The sequence below is a fragment of the Bradyrhizobium sp. Ken51 genome (assembly GCF_055807435.1).
In genome coordinates this window covers 1-20,300 of sequence record NZ_JBVVPB010000012.1, presented here as the reverse complement: position 1 = coordinate 20,300, position 20,300 = coordinate 1, and the positions used below count along the sequence as shown (strand labels likewise).

The 20,300-nt window shown below is 63.8% G+C and carries 18 protein-coding genes and 1 pseudogene; 6 read left to right on the top strand and 13 right to left on the bottom strand.

Going from position 1 to position 20,300, the window contains the following annotated elements; genetic code table 11:
* Window positions 1-94 precede the first annotated feature (94 nt).
* The gene (locus AC0L27_RS20650; protein ID WP_354063258.1) at window positions 95-1,282 is read left to right on the top strand and encodes a pyridoxal-phosphate-dependent aminotransferase family protein; all 1,188 of its coding nucleotides are present in this window, start codon (window positions 95-97) and stop codon (window positions 1,280-1,282) included.
* A 112-nt stretch (window positions 1,283-1,394) separates the two neighbouring features.
* Here the strand turns inward: AC0L27_RS20650 and AC0L27_RS20645 are convergent, their stop codons facing one another.
* On the bottom strand, window positions 1,395-2,531 hold the full coding sequence (locus tag AC0L27_RS20645) for a hypothetical protein (RefSeq protein WP_354210702.1): 1,137 nt from the start codon (window positions 2,529-2,531) through the stop codon (window positions 1,395-1,397).
* Entirely contained in the window at window positions 2,531-3,967 is a 1,437-nt protein-coding gene (locus AC0L27_RS20640; protein WP_354210703.1) for an MBOAT family O-acyltransferase, read from the bottom strand. Before AC0L27_RS20640 ends, AC0L27_RS20645 begins: the two co-directional genes overlap by 1 nt.
* Before the next feature lie 150 nt (window positions 3,968-4,117).
* On the opposite strand from AC0L27_RS20640, the gene AC0L27_RS20635 reads away from it, so the two are divergent.
* On the top strand, window positions 4,118-6,223 hold the full coding sequence (locus tag AC0L27_RS20635; RefSeq protein WP_473320168.1) for a S9 family peptidase: 2,106 nt from the start codon (window positions 4,118-4,120) through the stop codon (window positions 6,221-6,223).
* A 187-nt stretch (window positions 6,224-6,410) separates the two neighbouring features.
* Here the strand turns inward: AC0L27_RS20635 and AC0L27_RS20630 are convergent, their stop codons facing one another.
* The 5 genes from AC0L27_RS20630 to AC0L27_RS20610 all read right to left on the bottom strand — a co-directional run bounded on the left by AC0L27_RS20630 (window position 6,411) and on the right by AC0L27_RS20610 (window position 11,616).
* Window positions 6,411-7,130, bottom strand: coding sequence for a ribonuclease activity regulator RraA (locus AC0L27_RS20630; protein WP_354210705.1), 720 nt, complete (start codon window positions 7,128-7,130; stop codon window positions 6,411-6,413).
* 99 nt (window positions 7,131-7,229) lie between these two features.
* On the bottom strand, window positions 7,230-8,969 hold the full coding sequence (gene araD / locus AC0L27_RS20625) for an L-arabinonate dehydratase (RefSeq protein ID WP_354210706.1): 1,740 nt from the start codon (window positions 8,967-8,969) through the stop codon (window positions 7,230-7,232).
* Window positions 8,966-9,823 carry an ABC transporter permease gene (locus tag AC0L27_RS20620; protein WP_027515055.1) on the bottom strand — a complete coding sequence of 286 codons (858 nt, stop codon included), beginning with the start codon at window positions 9,821-9,823 and terminating at the stop codon, window positions 8,966-8,968. Before AC0L27_RS20620 ends, araD begins: the two co-directional genes overlap by 4 nt.
* 12 nt (window positions 9,824-9,835) lie before the next feature.
* Complete coding sequence (locus AC0L27_RS20615) at window positions 9,836-10,597, bottom strand: ABC transporter ATP-binding protein (RefSeq protein WP_354063246.1); 762 nt, start codon at window positions 10,595-10,597, stop codon at window positions 9,836-9,838.
* Entirely contained in the window at window positions 10,597-11,616 is a 1,020-nt protein-coding gene (locus AC0L27_RS20610) for an ABC transporter substrate-binding protein (protein ID WP_354210707.1), read from the bottom strand. The genes AC0L27_RS20615 and AC0L27_RS20610 overlap by 1 nt, the downstream gene beginning before the upstream one ends.
* Before the next feature lie 95 nt (window positions 11,617-11,711).
* Here AC0L27_RS20610 and AC0L27_RS20605 point away from each other — a divergent pair, with 95 nt between their 5' ends.
* The 3 genes from AC0L27_RS20605 to AC0L27_RS20595 all read left to right on the top strand — a co-directional run bounded on the left by AC0L27_RS20605 (window position 11,712) and on the right by AC0L27_RS20595 (window position 16,629).
* Window positions 11,712-12,428: a GntR family transcriptional regulator gene (locus AC0L27_RS20605; protein WP_473320165.1), complete on the top strand. Its 717-nt coding sequence runs from the start codon at window positions 11,712-11,714 to the stop codon at window positions 12,426-12,428.
* A gap of 198 nt (window positions 12,429-12,626) precedes the next feature.
* Window positions 12,627-13,055, top strand: a complete 429-nt coding sequence (locus AC0L27_RS20600) for a response regulator (protein WP_354210709.1) — start codon at window positions 12,627-12,629, stop codon at window positions 13,053-13,055.
* Window positions 13,033-16,629, top strand: coding sequence for a PAS domain S-box protein (locus tag AC0L27_RS20595; RefSeq protein ID WP_473320164.1), 3,597 nt, complete (start codon window positions 13,033-13,035; stop codon window positions 16,627-16,629). Before AC0L27_RS20600 ends, AC0L27_RS20595 begins: the two co-directional genes overlap by 23 nt.
* A 110-nt stretch (window positions 16,630-16,739) precedes the next feature.
* Here the strand turns inward: AC0L27_RS20595 and AC0L27_RS20590 are convergent, their stop codons facing one another.
* A complete protein-coding gene (locus AC0L27_RS20590) occupies window positions 16,740-17,375 on the bottom strand; it encodes a response regulator transcription factor (RefSeq protein WP_007604420.1) in 636 nt (211 codons plus the stop codon).
* 230 nt (window positions 17,376-17,605) lie between these two features.
* On the opposite strand from AC0L27_RS20590, the gene AC0L27_RS20585 reads away from it, so the two are divergent.
* Window positions 17,606-17,815: a hypothetical protein gene (locus tag AC0L27_RS20585; protein WP_354210711.1), complete on the top strand. Its 210-nt coding sequence runs from the start codon at window positions 17,606-17,608 to the stop codon at window positions 17,813-17,815.
* 56 nt (window positions 17,816-17,871) lie between these two features.
* Here the strand turns inward: AC0L27_RS20585 and AC0L27_RS20580 are convergent, their stop codons facing one another.
* From AC0L27_RS20580 to AC0L27_RS20560, 5 genes and pseudogenes are all read right to left on the bottom strand, one after another.
* Window positions 17,872-18,375: a response regulator gene (locus AC0L27_RS20580; RefSeq protein ID WP_354210712.1), complete on the bottom strand. Its 504-nt coding sequence runs from the start codon at window positions 18,373-18,375 to the stop codon at window positions 17,872-17,874.
* Between the two features lie 141 nt (window positions 18,376-18,516).
* On the bottom strand, window positions 18,517-18,834 hold the full coding sequence (locus AC0L27_RS20575; protein ID WP_275174420.1) for a PilZ domain-containing protein: 318 nt from the start codon (window positions 18,832-18,834) through the stop codon (window positions 18,517-18,519).
* A gap of 2 nt (window positions 18,835-18,836) precedes the next feature.
* Window positions 18,837-19,718 carry a CheR family methyltransferase gene (locus tag AC0L27_RS20570; protein WP_275174421.1) on the bottom strand — a complete coding sequence of 294 codons (882 nt, stop codon included), beginning with the start codon at window positions 19,716-19,718 and terminating at the stop codon, window positions 18,837-18,839.
* A 60-nt stretch (window positions 19,719-19,778) separates the two neighbouring features.
* Window positions 19,779-20,165: a response regulator gene (locus tag AC0L27_RS20565; protein WP_007598955.1), complete on the bottom strand. Its 387-nt coding sequence runs from the start codon at window positions 20,163-20,165 to the stop codon at window positions 19,779-19,781.
* A 31-nt stretch (window positions 20,166-20,196) separates the two neighbouring features.
* Window positions 20,197-20,300: pseudogene (locus AC0L27_RS20560) on the bottom strand (chemotaxis protein CheW); the annotation flags it as partial.

The window sequence follows — 20,300 nt, the reverse complement described above, 5'->3', positions numbered from 1 at the left end:
TGCGTTTTCCGGCCTTTTCTTGCACCGCAGCGCCGCGTAAAAGCGTGAATCAGCGACCCACCATCCTGTTCTCAGGCAACAAGGACCAACAGCAATGACCGTTCGCGCGGGCCGGGAATTTCTGGCCATCCCCGGGCCCACCAATATGCCCGACGAGGTGCTGCGGGCGATGCATCGTCCGGCGATCGACATCTACTCCAAGCAGATGACCGATCTGACCGAGAGCCTGCTCAGCGACATCTCGAAACTGTTTGCGACCAAGGGCAAGTCCTACATCTACATCGCCAACGGACACGGCGCCTGGGAAGCGGCGCTGAGCAACGTGCTGTCGCGCGGCGACAAGGTGCTGGTGCTCGAAAGCGGACGGTTCGCGATCGGCTGGGGCAATGCGGCTTCCCTGATGGGTGCCGAGGTCGAGGTGCTCAAGGGCGACTGGCGCCGCGCGGTACGGCCGCACGAGGTCGAGGAGCGCCTGCGCCGCGACAAGGAGCATACGATCAAGGCCGTCGTCGTCGTCCAGGTCGACACGGCGTCTGGCGTGCAGAACGACATCGAGGCGATCGGCAAGGCGATCAAGGCGAGCGGCCACCCGGCGCTGTACATGGTCGACACTGTCGCCTCGCTCGGCTGCATGCCGTTCGAGATGGACAAATGGGGCATCGACGTTGCGATGTCGGGCTCGCAAAAGGGCCTGATGACGCCGCCCGGCCTCGGCTTCGTCGCGGCCAACGCGCGCGCGCTCGAGGTGCAGAAGACGGCCAATATGAGCACGCCCTATTGGAGCTGGAGCGAGCGCGAAGGCAGCGAGCATTATCGCAAATATGCCGGCACCGCGCCGGTGCATCTGCTGTTCGCGCTGCGTCAGGCGATCGACTTGTTGCACGAGGAGGGGCTGGAGAACGCCTTCCGCCGCCACAGCCTGCTCGGCGAAGCCGCGCGCCGCGCCGTCGGCGCATGGTCCGAAGGCCAGGTGCTCGGCTTCAACGTCGCGGAAGCCAGCGAACGCTCCAACACCGTGACCACGGTGACCATGAGCAACGGCCACGATCCGGCAATCCTGCAACGCTATTGCAAGGAGAAGTGCGGCGTCGTGCTCGGCACCGGCATCGGCGATCTCTCGGGACAAGCCTTCCGCATCGCCCATATGGGCCACGTCAACGCCCCGATGCTGCTCGGCACGTTGGGGGTGATCGAGGTCGGGCTGAATGCGCTGAAGATCCCGCACGGCAAAGGCGGGCTCGAAGCGGCGGTCGCGTATCTCGGCGAAGAGGTGGCGGCGTAAACCTGTCGTCCCGGCGAAGGCCGGGACCCATACCGCGTGATCTATCGACAGAGCGCGGTCGCAGTACCGAGGACCGTTTCACTCCGAGTCTTCGCCAAACTCCTCCCTGGGGTTATGGGTCCCGGCCTTCGCCGGGACGACCCGGTTGCTTTAGCCGATACGCTTCAACCTGCGCCTTCAGCTCATCCAGCGACGCAAGTGGCGCCTTCGGATCGACCCGATATTCCCCGTGCGCCAGCCACGACAGCACCTTCGCATCGACGATCGGCGAATGGTGGATGACGTCGCCGTAGTTGTCGAGGTCGTGCGTCACGTCCTTGATCGCCCGGAAATCGTACAGGCGCACATTGGGAAGCTGGGTCAGGCGCTGCGCAATGACGGCCGTGAGGTCGGTGACGATCTTCAGCGTCGCAGGCGAAGCATCGCGCATCGCGACGAATTGCAGGATCGAATAGGGCGGGAAGTAGATGTCGAAGGTCACGTCCGGATGGCGCGCGATCAGGCCGACGGCGTCATGCTCGAAATGCCGCACCATGGCGTCGTAACGATAGCCTTCGCCGAGAAATCGGCTGCGTACGGGATCGGTGATATAGGCGAAGGCCGCGAGCGTCCTTTTCGCATTATAGGCGCGCGCGACGTCGACATCCCGCGGCAGCGCATAGATGTCGTCGACGTCTTCAAGCGCAAACTTGATTGGCAGAAAAGGCGCCGCCCGGGTCAACGGCTGCCGCAACGGCGGAACCGACCGCAGCAATGCGAACAGGGACTCCTTCGCCATCGCCGCGCTGAACACGTACGACGCGATGCCTTTTGCCGTCCCGCGATAGAGATCGGCAGAGAGATAGGGATCCGTCTCGATGTCGGCCGCATCGACAAAGATGAAGTCGTCCATCTGCCAGATCACGCGCTTTGCGCCGCGGTCGATTGCCTGCTCCAGCACAAAGCCCTGCTGGCGCGAATTGGAGCCGGTCATCGCCAACTTCAGCGAGTGCACGCCAAGCGCATGGTCGATGTCGCTCTGACGGAAATGGATCGCGAGCGAGGTACCCATGAAGGCCGCGTCGAACGACTGGCTGCGGATCAGCCCTGCATTCTGCACGCGCGTGTCATCGGAATAGAACGGCGCGATGAGACGCGAGGGCCGGAACAGCTGCAGGGGATCGATGACATAGGTGAGCGCCGCCGCCCCGAGCACGCACGCGATGCTCGCGAAGAGAAGACGCCCTGGATGTGTGAACGCGCCCCGCATCAGAACCGGAAATAGATGAATTCGCTGTGGCTCTGGATACCCAAGATCCCGAACGCCAGCACCAGCGACGCGCCATACAGGACCAGCGGCCGCATCCGTCCGGCCATCAGGCCCTCGCCGACCCTGCGATTGGCGTGGTCGTACCCCATGAGTCCTTGCGTGTTCGGCGCCAGCCACACCAGCGCCGCATAAATTGCGACCTGCACCAGCGCCGCGATCTCCTCGCGGCCGAACACGATGTTCGAGGGATCGGCCATCGCATTCAGAATCCGCATGGCCCAATCGACCCGCTCGGCGCGGAAGAATACCCAGGCGACAACGACGGCGAGAAATGTCAGCACGGCCCCGGCGATGCGAGTTGGGCGCGCGAGCAAGTTCGGAACATTCGGCACCAGCGCGTTGAAAGCGTGATTGACGCAAAGATAGGCGCCATGCAGCGCGCCCCAAATGACAAAAGTCCAGGCCGCGCCGTGCCAGAGCCCGCCAAGCAGCATCGTCAGCAGCAAATTGACATAACGGAGCACGCGGCCGCGCCTGTTGCCCCCGAGCGGGATGTAGAGATAGTCGCGCAGGAAGTGCGACAGCGTCATGTGCCAGCGGCGCCAGAATTCGACGATGCTGACGGCCTTGTAGGGCGAGTTGAAATTGACCGGCAGGAAGATGCCGAACATCAGCGATATCCCGATCGCCATGTCCGAATAGCCGGAGAAGTCGAAATAGAGCTGGAAGGTGTAGGCGAGCGCGCCAAGCCAGGCCTGATCAAAACTCGGCGCGCGCGCATCGAAGGCGAGCGCGACCAGCGGCTGGATGCCGTCGGCAAGGCACGTCTTCTTGAACAGGCCGACCGCAAAGATGATGAGGCCGCACAGGATCAGATGCCCATGCGGACGCTTGGTTTCCTGCCGTTCGAATTGCGGGATCATGTCCTTGTGGTGAAGGATTGGTCCCGCGATCAGATGGGGAAAGTATGTCACGAACAGCGCGTAGTGCGGCAGCGCGTAGGCCGCGACCTGCCGGCGCCATGCGTCAACCAGGAACGCGATCTGGGTGAACGTGTAGAAGGAGATGCCGACCGGCAGCAGGATGTGGACCTCGAAATGCGTGCCGGCCAGTGCATTGATGTTCTCGGTGACGAAGCCGGCATATTTGAAGATGCCGAGCACGAGGAGGTCGCCGGCGACGCCGACGGCAAGTGCCGCCTTTCGTTGCGACGGAGCAAGCTTCGCCACGATCAGGAGATGGCCTATGCCGTAGTTGAAGGCGATCGATATCAGCAACAGGGCGACGAACTGCCAGTTGCCGATGGCATAGAAGGTGAGCGAGGCCACCGCCAGCCAGATCACCGGGGCCAGATTGCTGCGCAGCCCGAGCCAGAAATAGCCAGCCAGCGCGGCCGGCAGGAACAGCAGGATGAACGGGTAGGAATTGAACAGCATCAGGCTGGACCGGCGGCGGGGATAGGAAGCCTAAAGCATAGAAGGGGCCGATCAACAACCCGGCGACTTGGCGCGGTCCTTGGCGCTGTAGCGCTGGCAATTCGCGGAATCGGGACGATATAAGGCAGGACGCATCTGAATGAGGATCGAGTGACACAAGCCAAAACACCTTCCCAGCCTCCCGTCGCCCCGCGCCGGCCGCATTCCTTCACGCGGCACGGCATTACCGTGACCGACGACTATGCCTGGCTGAAGGACGAGAAATGGCAGGAGGTGCTGCGCGACCCCGCGGTGCTCGATCCCGACATCCGCAAATATCTCGACGCAGAAAATGGCTACACCGAGAGCCTGCTCGGCCATACTGCAGCCCTGCAGAAGACGCTGGTGGGCGAGATGCGGGGGCGGATCAAGGAGGACGATTCCAGCGTGCCGTCGCCGGATGGTCCCTTCGCCTATTTCCGCAAATTCCGCGAAGGTGGTCAGCACGAGCTGTTCGGCCGCATGCCGCGCGATGGCGGCGAAGGCCACATCGTGCTCGACGGCGATGCGCTCGCCAAGGACCATACTTATTTCAAGTTCGGCGGCAGCCGGCACTCGAACGACCACAGGCTGCAGGCCTGGAGCGCCGACACCAAGGGCTCGGAATATTTCTCGATCCGCGTGCGCGACTGGGCGACCGGAAAGGACCTCGATGACGTCGTCGAGGAAACCGACGGCGGCGTAGTCTGGAGCAAGGACGCCACGTCGTTCTTCTACGTGAAGCTCGACGACAATCACCGGCCGATGCAGGTGTGGCGGCATAAGCTCGGCACTCGGCAGGTCGACGACACGCTGGTCTACGAAGAGCAGGATTCCGGCTGGTTCACCCATCTGCAGGAGAGCACCAGCGGCCGCTTCTGCGTCATCGCGGGCGGCGACCACGAGACCTCCGAGCAGCGGCTGATCGACCTCGCCCACCCCGACGCACCGCCGCGCCTGGTCGCGGCACGCGAGGAAGGCGTGCAATATTCGCTCGCCGACCGCGGCGACGAACTCTTCATCCTCACCAACGCCGACGAAGCCATCGACTTCAAGATCGTCACCGCGCCGCTCGCCTCACCCGAGCGCAAGAACTGGCGCGATCTGATCCCGTATCGTCCCGGCATCTACATCATCGACCTCGATCTCTATGCCGGCCACATGGTGCGGCTGGAGCGCGCCAATGCGTTGCCGTCCATCGTGATCCGCGACCTCGCGACCAAGGAAGAGCATGCCATCGCGTTCGACGAGGCGGCTTATTCGCTGGATACGATGGGCTCCTACGAATTCGAGACGACGAATTTGCGCTTTGCCTATTCGTCGATGACGACGCCGTCGGAAGTCTATGACTACGACATGGTCAAGCGGACGCGCACCCTGCGCAAGCGGCAGGAGATTCCGTCCGGCCACGATGCTGCCGACTACGTCACGACGCGCATCATGGCGAAGGCGCAGGACGGCGCCGAGGTGCCGGTCTCGATCCTCCATCGCCGCGAGCTCACGCTCGACGGCGCGGCGCCGCTGCTGCTCTACGGTTACGGCTCCTACGGCATGGCGATGCCGGCTTCGTTTAGCGCCAACCGGCTGTCACTGGTCGATCGCGGCTTCGTCTATGCCATCGCCCATATCCGCGGCGGCGCCGACAAGGGCTGGGGCTGGTATCTCGACGGCAAGCGCGAGAAGAAGACGAATTCGTTCGACGACTTCTCAGCCAGCGCCCGCGCGCTGATCGATGCGAAATACACCAGTGCAAAACGCATCGTCGGCCACGGCGGCTCGGCCGGCGGCATGCTGATGGGCGCGGTGGCGAACCGCGCCGGCGAATTGTTCGCCGGCATCGTTGCCGAAGTGCCGTTCGTCGACGTGCTCAACACGATGCTCGACGACACGCTGCCGCTGACGCCGCCGGAATGGCCAGAATGGGGCAACCCGATCGAGAGCGAAAAGGATTTCCGCACCATCCTATCGTATTCGCCCTACGACAATGTCGCGGCGAAAGACTATCCCGCGATCCTGGCGATGGGCGGGTTGACCGATCCGCGCGTCACGTACTGGGAGCCCGCCAAATGGATCGCGCGCCTGCGCGTAACGATGAGCGGCGGCGGCCCGGTCCTGCTCCGCACCAACATGGGCGCCGGCCACGGCGGCGCCTCGGGACGCTTCAACCGGCTCGATGAAGTCGCGATCGTCTACGCGTTCGCGCTGTGGGCGGCGGGAATGGCGGAGGCGGGGGTGTAAGCGACACCCTGCGCTGTCGTCCCGGCGAAGGCCGGGACCCATACCGCGTGATCTATCCGATAAAGATCGGTGTCAGTACCGCGCGAAAACACGACGACTCCAAGTCTTCGCCAAACTACTCCCTGGGGTAATGGGTCCTGGCTTTCGCCAGGACGACGACGGAGATTGTGGGACGAGTTGTCGTCCTTTACCTTCCGTTCGCCTTCCGCCATGCGGCGAAGTCGGTCAGCGTCTGCGGGTCGGTTGCCGGATAGAGACCGAAAATGCCGCGGCCCTTGTTGACTTCCTCGGTGACGAAATCCTCGAACGCGGTCATCTCGAAGGTCTCGTTGGCGATCTCCTCAGTGAGATGCGCGGGAATCACGATCACACCGTCGCTGTCGCCGAGAATGACGTCGCCAGGAAACACCGGCGCGTCACCGCAGCCAATGGGAACGTTGATCTCGATGGCGTGATGCAGCGTCAGATTGGTCGGTGCGCTCGGGCGATGGTGGTAGGCGGGGATACCCAGCTTGGCGATCTCGGCCGAATCGCGGAAACCGCCGTCGGTAACGACACCGGCGACACCGCGCTTCATCAAGCGCGTGATCAGGATCGCGCCGGCGGAAGCGGCACGTGCGTCCTTGCGGCTGTCCATCACCAGCACGCTGCCTGGCGGGCAATCCTCCACCGCCTTGCGCTGCGGATGGGAGTGATTCCTAAAGACGTCGATGGTGTTGAGATCCTCGCGGGCCGGCATATAGCGCAGCGTGAAGGCTTCACCGACCATGGTCGGCTGGCCGGCACTGAGCGGGTGCACATCCTGGATCATCTGGATGCGCAGGCCACGCTTGAACAACGCGGTGGCGACAGTGGCGGTGGAGACGGATTTGAGCTTGTTGCGGGCGGCTTCGGTGAGTTTGGTCATCTCGTGCTCTCTCTTGTCGTCATTCCGGGCCGATGCGAAGCATCGAACCCGGAATCTCGAGGTTCCGGGTTCGCTTCGCGCCCCAGAACGACGGTGAAACTAGTAGATCGAGGGCTCGCCGATCGGCGCGCCGAAATCAGTTTCAAGGAAGTCGAAGTCGCAGCCGTCATTGGCCTGCTTGATGTGCTTGGTGAACATCCAGCCATAGCCGCGCTCGAACCGGCGCTCGGGCTGCTTCCAGGCGGCGCGGCGCTTTTCGAGCTCGGCTTCCGACACATCGAGATTGATGGTGCGGGCGGCGACATCGAGCGTGATGCGGTCGCCGTTCCGCACCAGCGCCAGCGGCCCGCCGACATAGGATTCGGGGGCGACGTGCAAAATGCAGGCGCCGTAGCTGGTGCCGCTCATGCGCGCATCGGAGATCCGCACCATATCGCGGACGCCCTGCTTCACGAGCTTGGTCGGGATCGGCAGCATGCCCCATTCCGGCATGCCCGGCCCGCCCTGCGGCCCCGCATTCCGCAGAATGAGGATGTGGTCTTCGGTCACGTCGAGATCGGGATCGTCGACCGCCTTCTTCATGGAAGGGTAGTCGTCGAACACCAGCGCCGGTCCGGTGTGCTTGAGGAAGCGCGGCGCGCAGGCGCTCGGCTTGATGACGCAGCCATCGGGCGCGAGATTGCCCTTGAGCACGGCGAGTGCGCCTTCCTTGTAGATGGGATTGGCGGTCGAGCGGATCACGTCGTCATTGTGGACCTCGGCGCCATCGATGTTCTCGCCCACGGTCTTACCGGTGACGGTGATGCAGTCGAGATGCAGATGCGGCTTGATCTGCCCCATCAGCGCCGGCAGCCCGCCGGCATAGAAGAAATCCTCCATCAGATAGGCGTCACCGCTCGGCCGCACATTGGCGATGACGGGCACCTTGCGGCTCGCAATTTCGAAATCGTCGAGGCCGATGTCGAGACCGGCGCGGCGCGCCTGCGCGATCAGATGGATGATCGCATTGGTCGAACAGCCCATCGCCATCGCCACCGCGATCGCGTTCTCGAACGCCTTGTGGGTCTGGATCGTCTTCGGCGTCAGATCTTCCCAGACCATCTCGACGATGCGGCGGCCGCATTCGGAGGCCATACGGATATGGTTGGCATCAGCGGCGGGAATCGAGGAGGCGCCCGGCAGCGTCATGCCGATCGCCTCGGCAATCGCGGTCATGGTGGAAGCCGTGCCCATGGTCATGCAGGTGCCGTAGCTGCGCGCAATGCCGGCCTCGATGTCGAGCCAGTCCTTGTCGGAGATTTTGCCGGCGCGCCGCTCGTCCCAGTATTTCCAGCCGTCCGAGCCGGAGCCGAGCGTCTTGCCCTTCCAATTGCCGCGCAGCATCGGGCCGGCCGGCAGATAGATCGCCGGAATGTTCATCGAGGTCGCGCCCAGCAGCAGCGCGGGCGTGGTCTTGTCGCAGCCGCCCATCAGCACCACGCCGTCGACCGGATGGCTGCGCAGCAGCTCCTCGGCGTCCATCGCCAGCAGATTGCGATAGAGCATGGTGGTCGGCTTGAGCAGCGATTCCGACAGCGACAGCGCCGGCAGCTCCAGCGGCAGGCCACCCGCCATCAGGATGCCGCGCTTGACGTCATCGACGCGCGACTTGAAGTGCATGTGGCATGGCTGCGCGTCCGACCAGGTGTTGAGGATCGCGATGATGGGGCGGTCCTTCCACTCCTCCGGCGCGTAGCCCATCTGCATGGTGCGGGAGCGATGGCCGAACGAGCGGAGATCGTCGGGTGCGAACCAGCGCGCGCTGCGGAGCTGGTCGGGCGTCAGTTTCTTCTTGGTCATGATTGGGTGCCCCATTTCTGCACGGTGTTCCGCTCGATGGCGCGGAAGATCAGGTTTTCGACAAAAAGCCCGATGATGATCACCGTCAAGAGGCCGGCGAAGACCGCAGGTATGTCGAGGAGGTTGCGGTTTTCGAAGATGAACCAGCCGAGCCCGCCCTGCCCCGACGATACGCCGAACACCAGCTCGGCCGCGATCAGCGTGCGCCAGGCAAAGGCCCAACCGATTTTGAGACCGGTCAGGATCGAGCCGAACGCCGCGGGGATCAGGATTTTCGCCACGTAGGGCAATCCGCGCAGGCCGTAATTGCGGCCGACCATGCGCAGCGTGTTGGACACGCTCTTGAAGCCGGAATGGGTGTTGAGCGCGACCGGCCACAGCACCGAATGGATCAACACAAACACCAGACTGCCGTTGCCGAGACCGAACCAGATCAAAGCGAGCGGCAACAGGGCGATCGCCGGCAGCGGATTGAACATCGCCGTAACAGTCTCGAGGAAATCGGTGCCGATGCGGGTCGAGATCGCGAGCACGGTGAAGATCGCGGCGAGCGCGATGCCGGCCGAATAGCCCATGAACAGCACTTTCAGCGACGCCCAGGCCCGCATGGGAATCGTGCCGTCCTTGACGCGGTCGTAGAGCGTAAGGATCGTGTCGTGCAGGGTCGGAAACAGCAGGGGATTGTCGAGGGTGAGGCCGTAGGCCTCCCAGACCGCCGCGAGGAACAGGATGATGACGGTCTTGCGGACAAAACCATCGTTCCACAACAGCTCGAGCACGCTCAGCTTGCGCTCGACTTCGGCTGCGCTACCGGCGACCGGCGCCTCACGTAGCAGAATCCTGGCTTCGCCCATGAAAGGCTCCCCTCAATGCGCCGTTGCTTCGGCGGCGAACAGGAGATCATGAATCTCCTTCTCGAGCCGGCCGGCACTGCCGTCGTCATTCGAGACCTTGTCGACGTCGACCACCTCGGCCTTGACGCGGCCGGGGTGCGGCGACAGCAGCAGGATGCGGTTGCCGATGCGGATCGCTTCCGCAATCGAGTGGGTCACGAACAGCACGGTAAATTTGGTCTCGCTCCAGAGCTGGAGCAGCTCGTCCTGGCAGGTTCGGCGCGTCAGCGCGTCGAGCGCGGCGAACGGCTCGTCCATCAGCAGGATGTCCGGCTCCATCGCCATGCCGCGCGCGATCGCGACGCGCTGCTTCATGCCGCCGGAGAGCGTGTGCGGATAGGCATCGACCACGCGGGTCAGGCCGACCTTCTCGATATAGGCCCGCGCCCGCGCTTCGGCGTCCTTACGCGACAATTTTCGCGCGGTCAGCAGCGGAAACATCACGTTGGCCAGCACGCTCTTCCAGGGCAGCAACTGGTCGAACTCCTGGAAGATCATCATGCGATCGGCGCCGGGACCGTGGATCTCGCGGTCGTTGATGGTCATGCGGCCTTCGCTCGGGCTCATATAGCCGCCGACGGCCTTGAGCAAAGTCGACTTGCCGCAGCCGGACGGCCCGAGCAGCACGAAGCGATCGGACTTGCCGACTGTGAAGCTCACCCTTTCCGTGGCGGTGACGACGGCGCTGGAGGTCTTGTAGCGCAGCGTCACGGAGCTGACGTCGAGCAACGCCATCAGTTGCCCTTCAGATCGTGCGCGACGGGGAGGTAGTAATCGGTCCAGGCCTTGGGCTGGGTCTTCAGGGTCCCGGTCTTGAACAGATGGGCGGCGAATTTCATGGTGCCCTGCGGTTCGAGATTCCACTCCATCATGCCGGGCTCCTTCAGGAGATCGAGCAGCTCTTCCACCGAGGTCTTGTCGCCGGTGATCTCCTTGTAGATCTCGACCGCCTGTCGGGTGTCGCTGCGGATCAGATCCTGCGCTTCCTTGGTCGCATCGCGCACGGCCTGGATGATTTTCGGGTTGGCATCGGCGAACTTCGTGGTCGTGAAGAACTGCGCCTGGCTGAGCGGGCCGCCCATCACGTCAGGCGACGACAGCACGACATGCGCACCCGGCACGTTCTTCAGCTCGAGGAAGGTGAACGGCGGAATCGAGAAATGGGTGTGGACCTCGTGCTTGGTGTTGGACAGCGCCGCATAGGCGTCGGGATGGCCGAGCTGCACCGTGTTGACGTCCAGCTTCGACCATTGGTCGGCACCAAAGGCTTCGGCGGCGGCGATCTGGAGCACGATCGCCTGGGTCGAGACTTTTACGGTCGGCACGGCGATCTTGTCGCCGGGGCCGAAATCCCTGATCGACTTGATGTTGGCGTCGCGGCTGATCAGCGTCATCGGCTGTGCCGAGGTCGCGACGATGCCCTTGACGCCGCCGCGGGTGCGGTCCCACAGCAGCAGCAGATTGCCGGTGCCGGTGTTGAGGATGTCGACGCCGCCCGCGAGCAGCGCATCGGTCTGCGCGCCGCCGCCGGAGAAGGTGACCCATTTGGTGGTGACACCCGCTACCCCGAGCTGGGCTGCGTGTTTCTCGATCAGCTTCTGCTTTTCCATGATGTGGCTCGGCATGTAGAAAATGCCGGGCTGGCGCGACAGCGAGATCTCGGACTTTTGCTGCGCCTTCGCGGGCGAGGCCGTCAGCGCCGTTGCGGCGATCAGGGCGATGGCCGTGAGGCCGCACTGCAATTGCTTGATCATTGTTGTTCGTTTCCTCCGGCCGCCATTGACGAGCGATCACACTGATGCACTAATGTATTAGTGCCTCAAAGGCAAGGCCGGCCGGAGCCCTTCCTATGGAAACACCCCACCCCGCGCCGCGCGCGGCCGCCCGTTCCGGCGCGCGGCTCGACCGGGCCCGGCAGGCGGCACCGCAAGTGTTCGAGCGGCTGCGCAACGCCATTCTCGCGCTCGAACTGCCGCCGGGCTCGCCGCTGTCGCGCACGGATCTCGCCGCACAATTCGGCGTCAGTTCGACGCCGATCCGCGACGCCTTGATGCGGCTGGAGGAAGAAGGGCTGGTCGACGTGTTTCCGCAGCACGCCACCGTCGTCAGCCGGGTCGATGTCGGTCGGGCCGAGCAGGCCCATTTCCTGCACCAAGCGCTGGAGCTCGAAATCGTCCGGCTGCTTGCGCAGCAGCACAACGAAGCCCTGGTCATACGCCTCGACCACACGATCGCGCTCCAGCAGCAATTCGCCAAGGCCGGAGACTTCCAGAGCTTCATTGCCGGCGACAATGATTTTCACGCGCAGCTTTATGCCGCGGCCGGCAAGCAGGAGCTCTGGACGCTGGTGCGCAGTCGCAGCGGACATATCGACCGGCTGCGCCGGCTGCATCTGCCCTCACCCGGTAAGGCCCAGAACATCCTTCGCCACCACAAGCTGATCACGCGCGCGATCGAGGCCGGCGACGCCGATGCCGCGCAACAGCATCTGCGCAAGCACCTGTCGGGCACGCTGAGCGAGCTCGACACGATCCGGAGCCACTATCCGGAATACCTGACCGACTAGCCTATGGGGCCCGATTGTCGCGAGCGCTTGTGCACGTCACCGTGCATAAGCTGGCGCAACCGATTCGCCTTTTGCGAGCAATTGTCGGATCGATGGCGAAGTGCTTGCAGGCCGGATGCAATCCGCGCAACAATTTCAGAGTTGATGGTTTGATTTGCGGTCGCTGGGAAACCCCATCCGGCCCGGAGGATACCAGACGTGGCCAACATCCTGATCGTGGATGACGACCCGGCCGTGCAGATGACGATTCGGCTGCTCGTGGAGAGGGCTGGTCATCACATCACCGTCGCCGGAGACGGCCGCAAGGGACTTGCGCTGTTCGAAGCCAGCCAGTTCGACCTGCTGTTTCTCGACATCTTCATGCCCGGCATGGACGGCCTGGAGACGATGCGCCACATCCGGGCGCTGCAGCCGGCGATTCCGATCGTCGTCATTTCCGGCCGTTCGTCCACGCCGGATGCTCATGCGGAGCCGGACTTCCTCAAGATGGCGACCAAGCTCGGCGCGGTGGCGAGCTTGCAGAAGCCGTTCCGGGCCGACGCGCTGCTCGCCGCGGTCGCCGGCTGCCTGGACGCGACGCGGACGACATCGGTGAGGAATCCGGATGTCAGCACCGGCCGCCGATGACAAGAACCTTCATTCTGTTCCAACAGAGCACGGGCACGGCCATTCGGGAAGCGGTGCAAATATCACCATGACGCTCGCTACGCGGCTCGCAATCGCGATGATCCTGCTGGTGGCGGTCACCGTGGCCGCAGTCGGCTGGCTCGGCTATCGCAACATCACCCAGGCCGTCATTCCGCGGGTCCTGGAGCGGATCGAAGCCCAGTCGAGCCTGCTGGCCACCCATCTTGAATCCTACGTTGCCGGCGCTCGTGGCGATCTACTCGGTTATCGCTCCGCCGCTGCCATCAATGGCCTGATCCGCGCCCATGTCGGTGGAGGCATCGATGCCGTCGACGGCGTTTCGGAGCAAACCTGGCGCGAGCGCATCGCAGCGCGGTTCGCAGCCGAGATCGACGCGAAACCCAGCTACGGGCAATTTCGAATTATCGGCCTTGACGACGACCAGCGCGAGCTGGTCCGCGTCGATCGCGCCGGCCCGAACGGAGCAGCACGGATCGTCCCCAACAGCGAACTCGAACGCAAGAGCGAACGAACCCACTTCCAGGAGACGATTCGATTGGCGCCGGGCGACGTCTATGTTTCGCCCCTCGATCTCGCCACCCGGCAGGGAGGAACCACGGACCCTCACATTCCGACGTTGCGCGTCGCGACGCCGCTGTTCACGCCGGATAGCAAGCCGTTCGGCATTATCATCGCCAATATCGACATGCGTCCCGCGCTCGATCGAATCCGCTCGACCGCGAGCGCCGGGGGAGAGATCTATGTCGTGAACGCGCGCGGCGACTATCTGGTCCATCCCGATCGCGCGCGGGAATTCGGCACATTGCGCGGCAGCGCAAATGACTGGCGCCGTGACTTTCCGTTCTTTGCAGCGCGGGCCGGCCTGCCGCAAGGATCGGCGCAGCTTACGAGCGACGGGTCGGGCCGGCCGAGTGGAGCGGCAATCGCGCCCGCGCTGCTTGCCGACAAGGAGTGGTTGGCAGTCATCGAGACGGCCCCCTCCTCCGTGTTCAGCCGCGTTCCGGCGGCCATTCAAAAAACCTCCTCGCTGGTTGGCCTGCTTGCCGTCCTTGCCGCAGCTTTGCTTGCGATGCTGCTGGCGCGCTCATTGACGCGGCCGATCGGGCGTTTGACCGCGGCAGTGGAGGCGATCGGCAGCGGACGGCGCGCCGACATTCCCGTCGATGCGAGCGGAGAGACAGGCGTGCTGGCGCGGGCCTTTGCCCAAATGGTCGAAGAAACGAGAGCGAAGACGGCCGCTCTTGAACGCGAGGTCGAGGAACATCGCCGCACCGAGGCCGCGCGAAGCCATCATGAAGCGCGCGAGCGCTTGTTCAGCGCCGCCGTCGAATCCTCCGACGACGCGATCGTGATGCAATCGCTCGACGCCATCATCACCGGCTGGAATGCCTCCGCCGAGCGCCTCTACGGCTATCCGGCGAATGAGGCGATCGGGCAATCCACCTCGATTATCGTCCCACCCGACAGACGCGAGCAAGGCAAGGACTATTTGCGGCGGATCGCCGGAGGCGAACCGATCGAACGCTTCGAGACGGTGCGCCTGCGCAAGGATGGCACGCCGGTCGAAATCTCACTCAGCCTGTCGCCGATCAAGGGCCCATCGGGCGAGATCGTGGGCGCCTCCGGCACCGCGCGCAGCCTGACCGAGGCGCGTCGGGCCGAGCGGGCGCTGCAGCAGCAGCTTGAGGAACGGCGACAACTTTTCGACACCTCGCAGGATCTGATCATGGTGATGGACGCGCGCGGCCACATCGCGCAGATCAGTCCGAGCAGCGAGTCTATTCTCGGCTACCGGCCGGAGCAGATGATCGGCCGCAGCGGCGCCGATTTCATTCATCCCGGCCATCTCGACCAGTCGCGCGACGAGATGCGCGCGCTCAGGCGCGGCGAGCGGCTGAAGCTCGCCGACACCCGCTGCTTCCACAAGGACGGACGCGAGGTCTGGCTGTCCTGGCTCGGTAGCTGGTCCGACCACGCCCAGCGTTACTTCTTCGTCGGGCGCGACATGACCGAGGCGAGGCTCGCACAGGAATCCTTGCGGGAGAGCGAGCAGCTTGCGCGCAATATCGTCGAGACCTCCCTCGACGCCTTCACCCAGACAGACCACACCGGTGCCATCCTGAGTTGGAACTCGCAGGCCGAGAAGCTCTTCGGATGGACGCGTGAGGAGGCAATCGGCAAGAATGCGATCGAGCTTTTCGTCGCCCCCAGTGAGCGCGAAAGCGTCAGGGCCAGACTGAAGCTCTTTCTCGAATCCGAGCAACAATCGCTAGCCAATCCACGGCGCGAACTTTTGGTGCGGCGGCGCGACGGTAAGGAATTCAGGGCCGAGCTCAGCGTCACGGCGCTCCGGCGACGCGAAGGCGTTCTCCTCAATTCGTTCTACCGCGACCTGACCGACAAGATCGCGGCCGATGAACGCATCCGTCATGCCGAGAAGATGGAGGCGGTCGGCCAGCTCACCGGCGGCGTGGCGCACGACTTCAACAACATCCTCACCGTCATCACCGGAACGATCGAGATCCTGGCCGATGCGGTGGCCAAGGAGCCGGAGCTCGCGGCGATCACGAAGATGATCGACGAAGCCGCCGGCCGTGGCGCCGAGCTGACGCAGCATCTGCTGGCGTTTGCGCGCAAGCAGCCGCTCCAGCCGCGCGAGATCGACGTCAACGCGCTGATCATCGACACCGCGAAATTATTGCGGCCGACGCTGGGCGAGCAGATCCATATCGAATCAGTGTTCGAGGACGAGAACTGCGTCGCGACCGTCGATCCGAGCCAGCTCACCACCGCGATCCTCAACCTCGCGCTCAATGCCCGCGACGCCATGCCCGGCGGCGGCAAGCTGATCGTGGAGACGGGCGCGGCCTATCTCGACGAGGTCTATGCCAGCGTCAACGACGTCCCGCCGGGCCACTACGTGCTGATCGCCGTGAGCGACACCGGCAGCGGAATTCCCGCCAACATGCTGGCCCGGGTGTTCGACCCCTTCTTCACCTCGAAGGGACCGGGCAAGGGCACCGGCCTCGGGCTTTCGATGGTCTACGGCTTCATCAAGCAGTCCGCGGGCCATATCAAGATCTACAGCGAGGAAGACCACGGCACCACGATCAAGATGTATCTGCCGCCCGGCAAGACGCCGACGGCGGTCGGCGAGAGCGTGACGCCGGCGACCATCGAGGGCGGACACGAGACGATCCTGGTGGTCGAGGACGACCGGCTGGTGCGCGACTACGTGCTGGCACAGCTGCATTCGCTCGGCTACGTCACCTTGCAGGCTGCGAACGCCGCGGAGGCGCTCGCAATCGTCGCCGCCGGAAAACCGTTCGACCTCCTGTTCACCGACGTCATCATGCCCGGCAAGATGAACGGACGACAGCTCGCCGATGAACTGCAGAGAACGCGTCCCGATCTCAGGGTGCTCTACACGTCCGGCTATACCGAGAACGCGATCATCCATCACGGCCGGCTGGATTCGGGCGTTCTACTGCTGGCGAAGCCCTATCGCAAATCGGATCTGGCGCGGGCCATCCGCAAGGCGTTGAGCAGTTGATGTGAGGGGCCGTAGCCCGGATGGAGCGCAGCGCAATCCGGGACGTGTCTTGCCGTGGACACGGATCCCCGGATTTCGCTGCGCTCCATCCGGGCTACTGACCGATAAATTTACGACGCGCGCTGGGCCGCGGTCATCACGATCCGGATCAGATCGGCGGCATTGCGCGCACCGAGCTTCTTCATGATGTTGGCGCGGTGGTCCTCGATGGTGCGCGGGCTGATGCCGAGCGTGCGGCCGGCCTCCTTGTTGGAGGCGCCGGCGGCGAACTGCTCGAGCACCTCGCGTTCCCTGCGCGTCAACGGCTCGCGTCCGGGGAAATGCAGCGAACCGAACTTCGGCGCCGCGTTCTCCGACTGCCTGCGTGCATAGGCACCGATCGCCTCGTCGAGCCGGCCGACGATCTCGCTGCCGCGGAACGGCTTCTCGATGAAGTCGAGCGCGCCGCTCTTGATGGCCCCCACCGCCATCGCGATATCGCCTTGCCCGGAGATCATGAAGATCGGTGCCGGATAGTCTTCGCCGTGCAGCTCATTGAGAATGTCGAGACCCGACTTGCCGGGAATGTGCACGTCGAGCAGGACTGCTGCAGGTGTGCGGCTTCGCGCGACGGAGAGCAATGCTGCGCCGTCCGCAAAACAGATCACCTCATAGCCCGCCGCCTTCAACACCATCGACAAGGTGTCGCGAACGGCAGCGTCGTCGTCGACCACGAAGATTTCACCGCGAGAGCTTTGTTCGGCCATGTGCCACACATCCGGTTGGCATGAAGGACTCGCGTCCGCCCCAACCGTTATGGCGTTCGGCGCGGATTCGGCCCACCGTATTTGTACGGGACATGGACATAACGCACAAGTAGCGGCAAGGCGCCTAATTGCAGAGGACGGAGAATATCCATGCTAAATTGGGCGCTACGCCGCCTCTCGTCGCAATGCCCGAAATCGAGAGCCGTGAGCTGATTGCGGCTGACCTTCGCATGCTGATCTCGCAGATCGAGACCAGTATGCGCCGGACCGCCACAGCCATGGATCAAGAACACGGCAGCGATCCGGAAGGTTCCGCCGACGTCTTCGTGCTCGACGATGTCACACCCCGGCATGCCACGGCGATCGCCGCTCTCGATGCCTGCCGGGCCGGCCTTGGCAACGCCCTGGAATGCCTGTCGGAAGCCGGCAGCACGGTGTAGATCGCGATCGCTGCGACGCGGCAACCGCATTCTTTCATCGCATGGCGGCCCGCGGCTCAGGCGCGGTGCCGCTCCACGATCGCGTCGGTGGCGACGCCACCCCAGGTGTGCATCGCCGGCAGGCCCATCGCGGTCTTGCCGAGATTGGCGAGGCTGATGCGCAATGCGGCCAGATCCAGCGGCTTGGGCAGGCTCTGGAGCTCGATCCCGACGGAACGGGCGAAGCTGCGGGCGGCGCTGCGGCGCTTGCCGTCCATGCCGCTGATGACGATCACGGCGCCGCCAAATTTCGCCTTGGCCATCTCGCCCAGCACGTCGATGCCGTCGCCATCCTCCAGCACGAGATCGAGTGTCACGCAGTCGAAACGCGCAGTGCGGAGTTTTTCGATCGCTTCGGCCACGGACGGCGCCACGGTGACTTCGTGGCCGGCCTGCTTGGCCGCGACCGTGATCAGGCTGCGCTGCGTGGCGTCGTCATCGACCACCAGAAGCTGAAGTGCGCGCCGCTCGGCGCCGTCGGGCAGGTTTGACGGGACAGGTGAGAAAGAGCTTCTGGGCATTACCGTATCCTGAGATTGAGACCGGCAATGGATACCCGGTTCGCGCTTAGGCGACGTAAAGCCGCGACGGCAAATTCAGTCGGATGTTTCAGCAAATGTGAACCAATGTCGCGGAGCACGGCGACGAGACGCACGTGAAGATCACGCCGCCTCGTCACGGCCACCGGCTGCGCCGCGCTTCTTCCGGTTCTTGCCACGCAGGAATTGGATGTCCATTTCGACGCCGTTGACGCGCACCAGTTCGCAGCGGCGATAGGCAAGGCCGGTGGACGACAGCAGCAGGAAGAACTCTTTCAGGTTCAGGCCCTGAATCGAGCCTTCCACCGTCAGGACGGCGTCGGTGTCGGAGATCGCGTTGAGCTTGCAGTCGCGGCGCCAAGTGCCGTCGATGGCCATGATGCAGACATCATAGCCGCGACTGAATGTCACGCGTTCCGCGCCCTTGCCATCCTCGGCCATGCCTATCGTCCTGCCATGACCGCTACGCGCGGCGCGGCGCCGGCGAGAGCCGGCTTGGCGGCCGCGGCACGCGGGTCGTTCGGCTTGTAGAGACCGCGCCGCTCCGGAATCGGTCTGAACGTGTCGGTCAGTCCGACCACCGTTTCGGCCGCGCCCAGCACCAGGAAGCCGTCTCCCTCGATCTGACGAGCCAGGCGGTTGAAGATGTTGATCTTGGTGTCCTGATCGAAATAGATCAGCACGTTGCGGCAGAAGATGACGTCGAAGGTGCCGAGCTGAGCGAAATCGTGCAGCAAATTGAGCTGCCGGTGCTGGATCATCGCCCGCAGCTCGGGATTGATCTGCCAGGTCTCGCCGGTCTGCTTGAAATATTTCATCAGCATCTGGATCGGCAGGCCGCGCTGCACTTCGAACTGGCTGTAGATGCCGGCCTTGGCCTTCTCGAGCACCTCCTGCGACAGGTCGGTCGCGATGATCTCGACGCGCCAGCCGGTCAGGGCCGCACCCATCTCCTTCAGGCTCATCGCCAGCGAATAGGGCTCCTGCCCGGTCGAGCCGGCGGCGCACCAGATGCGCACGCTGCGGCGGCCGGCGCGGGCCTTGATGATCTCCGGCATGATGGTGTCGCGGAAATGATCGAAGGGGACCTTGTCGCGAAAGAAGAAGGTCTCGTTGGTGGTCATCGCCTCGACCACGCTGGTGACGAGCGCGCCCGAGCCAGCGCCTTGCAGCTTCTGCACGAGCTCGCCGATGCCGGAGATGCCGGCCTTGCGCGCCAGCGGCAACAGCCGGCTTTCAATCAGATATTGCTTGTCTGCGGACAGATCGAGGCCGGAATGATCCCTCAGGAACTTACGCAGATACTCATACTCGGTCGGGGTCACGGATAGGCCTCTCGGAAGCTGTACTGGGAACACTCTGGCTGGAACACTTCGCCAGATAACTCAGACCATGGCTTGTCCGACCGGGATCAAGCCGACTTCAGCGAATTTGTCGGCGATGATGTCTTTGTCGAAGGGCTTCATGATGTACTCGTTGGCGCCGCCGCTGAGCGCCTGAGCGATATGAGCCACGTTGTTTTCGGTGGTGCAGAACACGACCTTGGGCTGGTCGCCGCCCGGCAGGCGGCGCATGTGGCCCATGAACTCGAAGCCGTCCATCACCGGCATGTTCCAGTCCAGCAGCACAGCGTCGGGCAGCTTGTGCTGACAGACCTCGAGCGCTTTGGAGCCGTCCTCGGCCTCCGTGACTTCGAATTCCAGGCCTTCCAGGATCCGGCGTGCGATCTTGCGCACGACGCTTGAATCATCGACCACCAAACACGTCTTCATTTTGGTTCTCCGGCTTCGATGTTTTTGGGGCTCACGCAGCCATCTGTACTTCGGTTTTGAGCTCGAGGACGCGGTCGACGTCGAGGACGACCATGAGCTGGCCGTCGAGACGGTGGACACCGCCGGCGAGCTTGG

Coding starts and splice junctions, on each gene's coding strand:
- AC0L27_RS20650 (WP_354063258.1), top strand. CDS start 95: ATGACCGTTCGCGCGGGCCGGGAATTTCTGGCCATCCCCGGGCCCACC.
- AC0L27_RS20645 (WP_354210702.1), bottom strand. CDS start 2,531: ATGCGGGGCGCGTTCACACATCCAGGGCGTCTTCTCTTCGCGAGCATC.
- AC0L27_RS20640 (WP_354210703.1), bottom strand. CDS start 3,967: ATGCTGTTCAATTCCTACCCGTTCATCCTGCTGTTCCTGCCGGCCGCG.
- AC0L27_RS20630 (WP_354210705.1), bottom strand. CDS start 7,130: ATGACCAAACTCACCGAAGCCGCCCGCAACAAGCTCAAATCCGTCTCC.
- araD (WP_354210706.1), bottom strand. CDS start 8,969: ATGACCAAGAAGAAACTGACGCCCGACCAGCTCCGCAGCGCGCGCTGG.
- AC0L27_RS20620 (WP_027515055.1), bottom strand. CDS start 9,823: ATGGGCGAAGCCAGGATTCTGCTACGTGAGGCGCCGGTCGCCGGTAGC.
- AC0L27_RS20615 (WP_354063246.1), bottom strand. CDS start 10,597: ATGGCGTTGCTCGACGTCAGCTCCGTGACGCTGCGCTACAAGACCTCC.
- AC0L27_RS20610 (WP_354210707.1), bottom strand. CDS start 11,616: ATGATCAAGCAATTGCAGTGCGGCCTCACGGCCATCGCCCTGATCGCC.
- AC0L27_RS20605 (WP_473320165.1), top strand. CDS start 11,712: ATGGAAACACCCCACCCCGCGCCGCGCGCGGCCGCCCGTTCCGGCGCG.
- AC0L27_RS20595 (WP_473320164.1), top strand. CDS start 13,033: ATGTCAGCACCGGCCGCCGATGACAAGAACCTTCATTCTGTTCCAACA.
- AC0L27_RS20590 (WP_007604420.1), bottom strand. CDS start 17,375: ATGGCCGAACAAAGCTCTCGCGGTGAAATCTTCGTGGTCGACGACGAC.
- AC0L27_RS20585 (WP_354210711.1), top strand. CDS start 17,606: ATGCTGATCTCGCAGATCGAGACCAGTATGCGCCGGACCGCCACAGCC.
- AC0L27_RS20580 (WP_354210712.1), bottom strand. CDS start 18,375: ATGCCCAGAAGCTCTTTCTCACCTGTCCCGTCAAACCTGCCCGACGGC.
- AC0L27_RS20575 (WP_275174420.1), bottom strand. CDS start 18,834: ATGGCCGAGGATGGCAAGGGCGCGGAACGCGTGACATTCAGTCGCGGC.
- AC0L27_RS20565 (WP_007598955.1), bottom strand. CDS start 20,165: ATGAAGACGTGTTTGGTGGTCGATGATTCAAGCGTCGTGCGCAAGATC.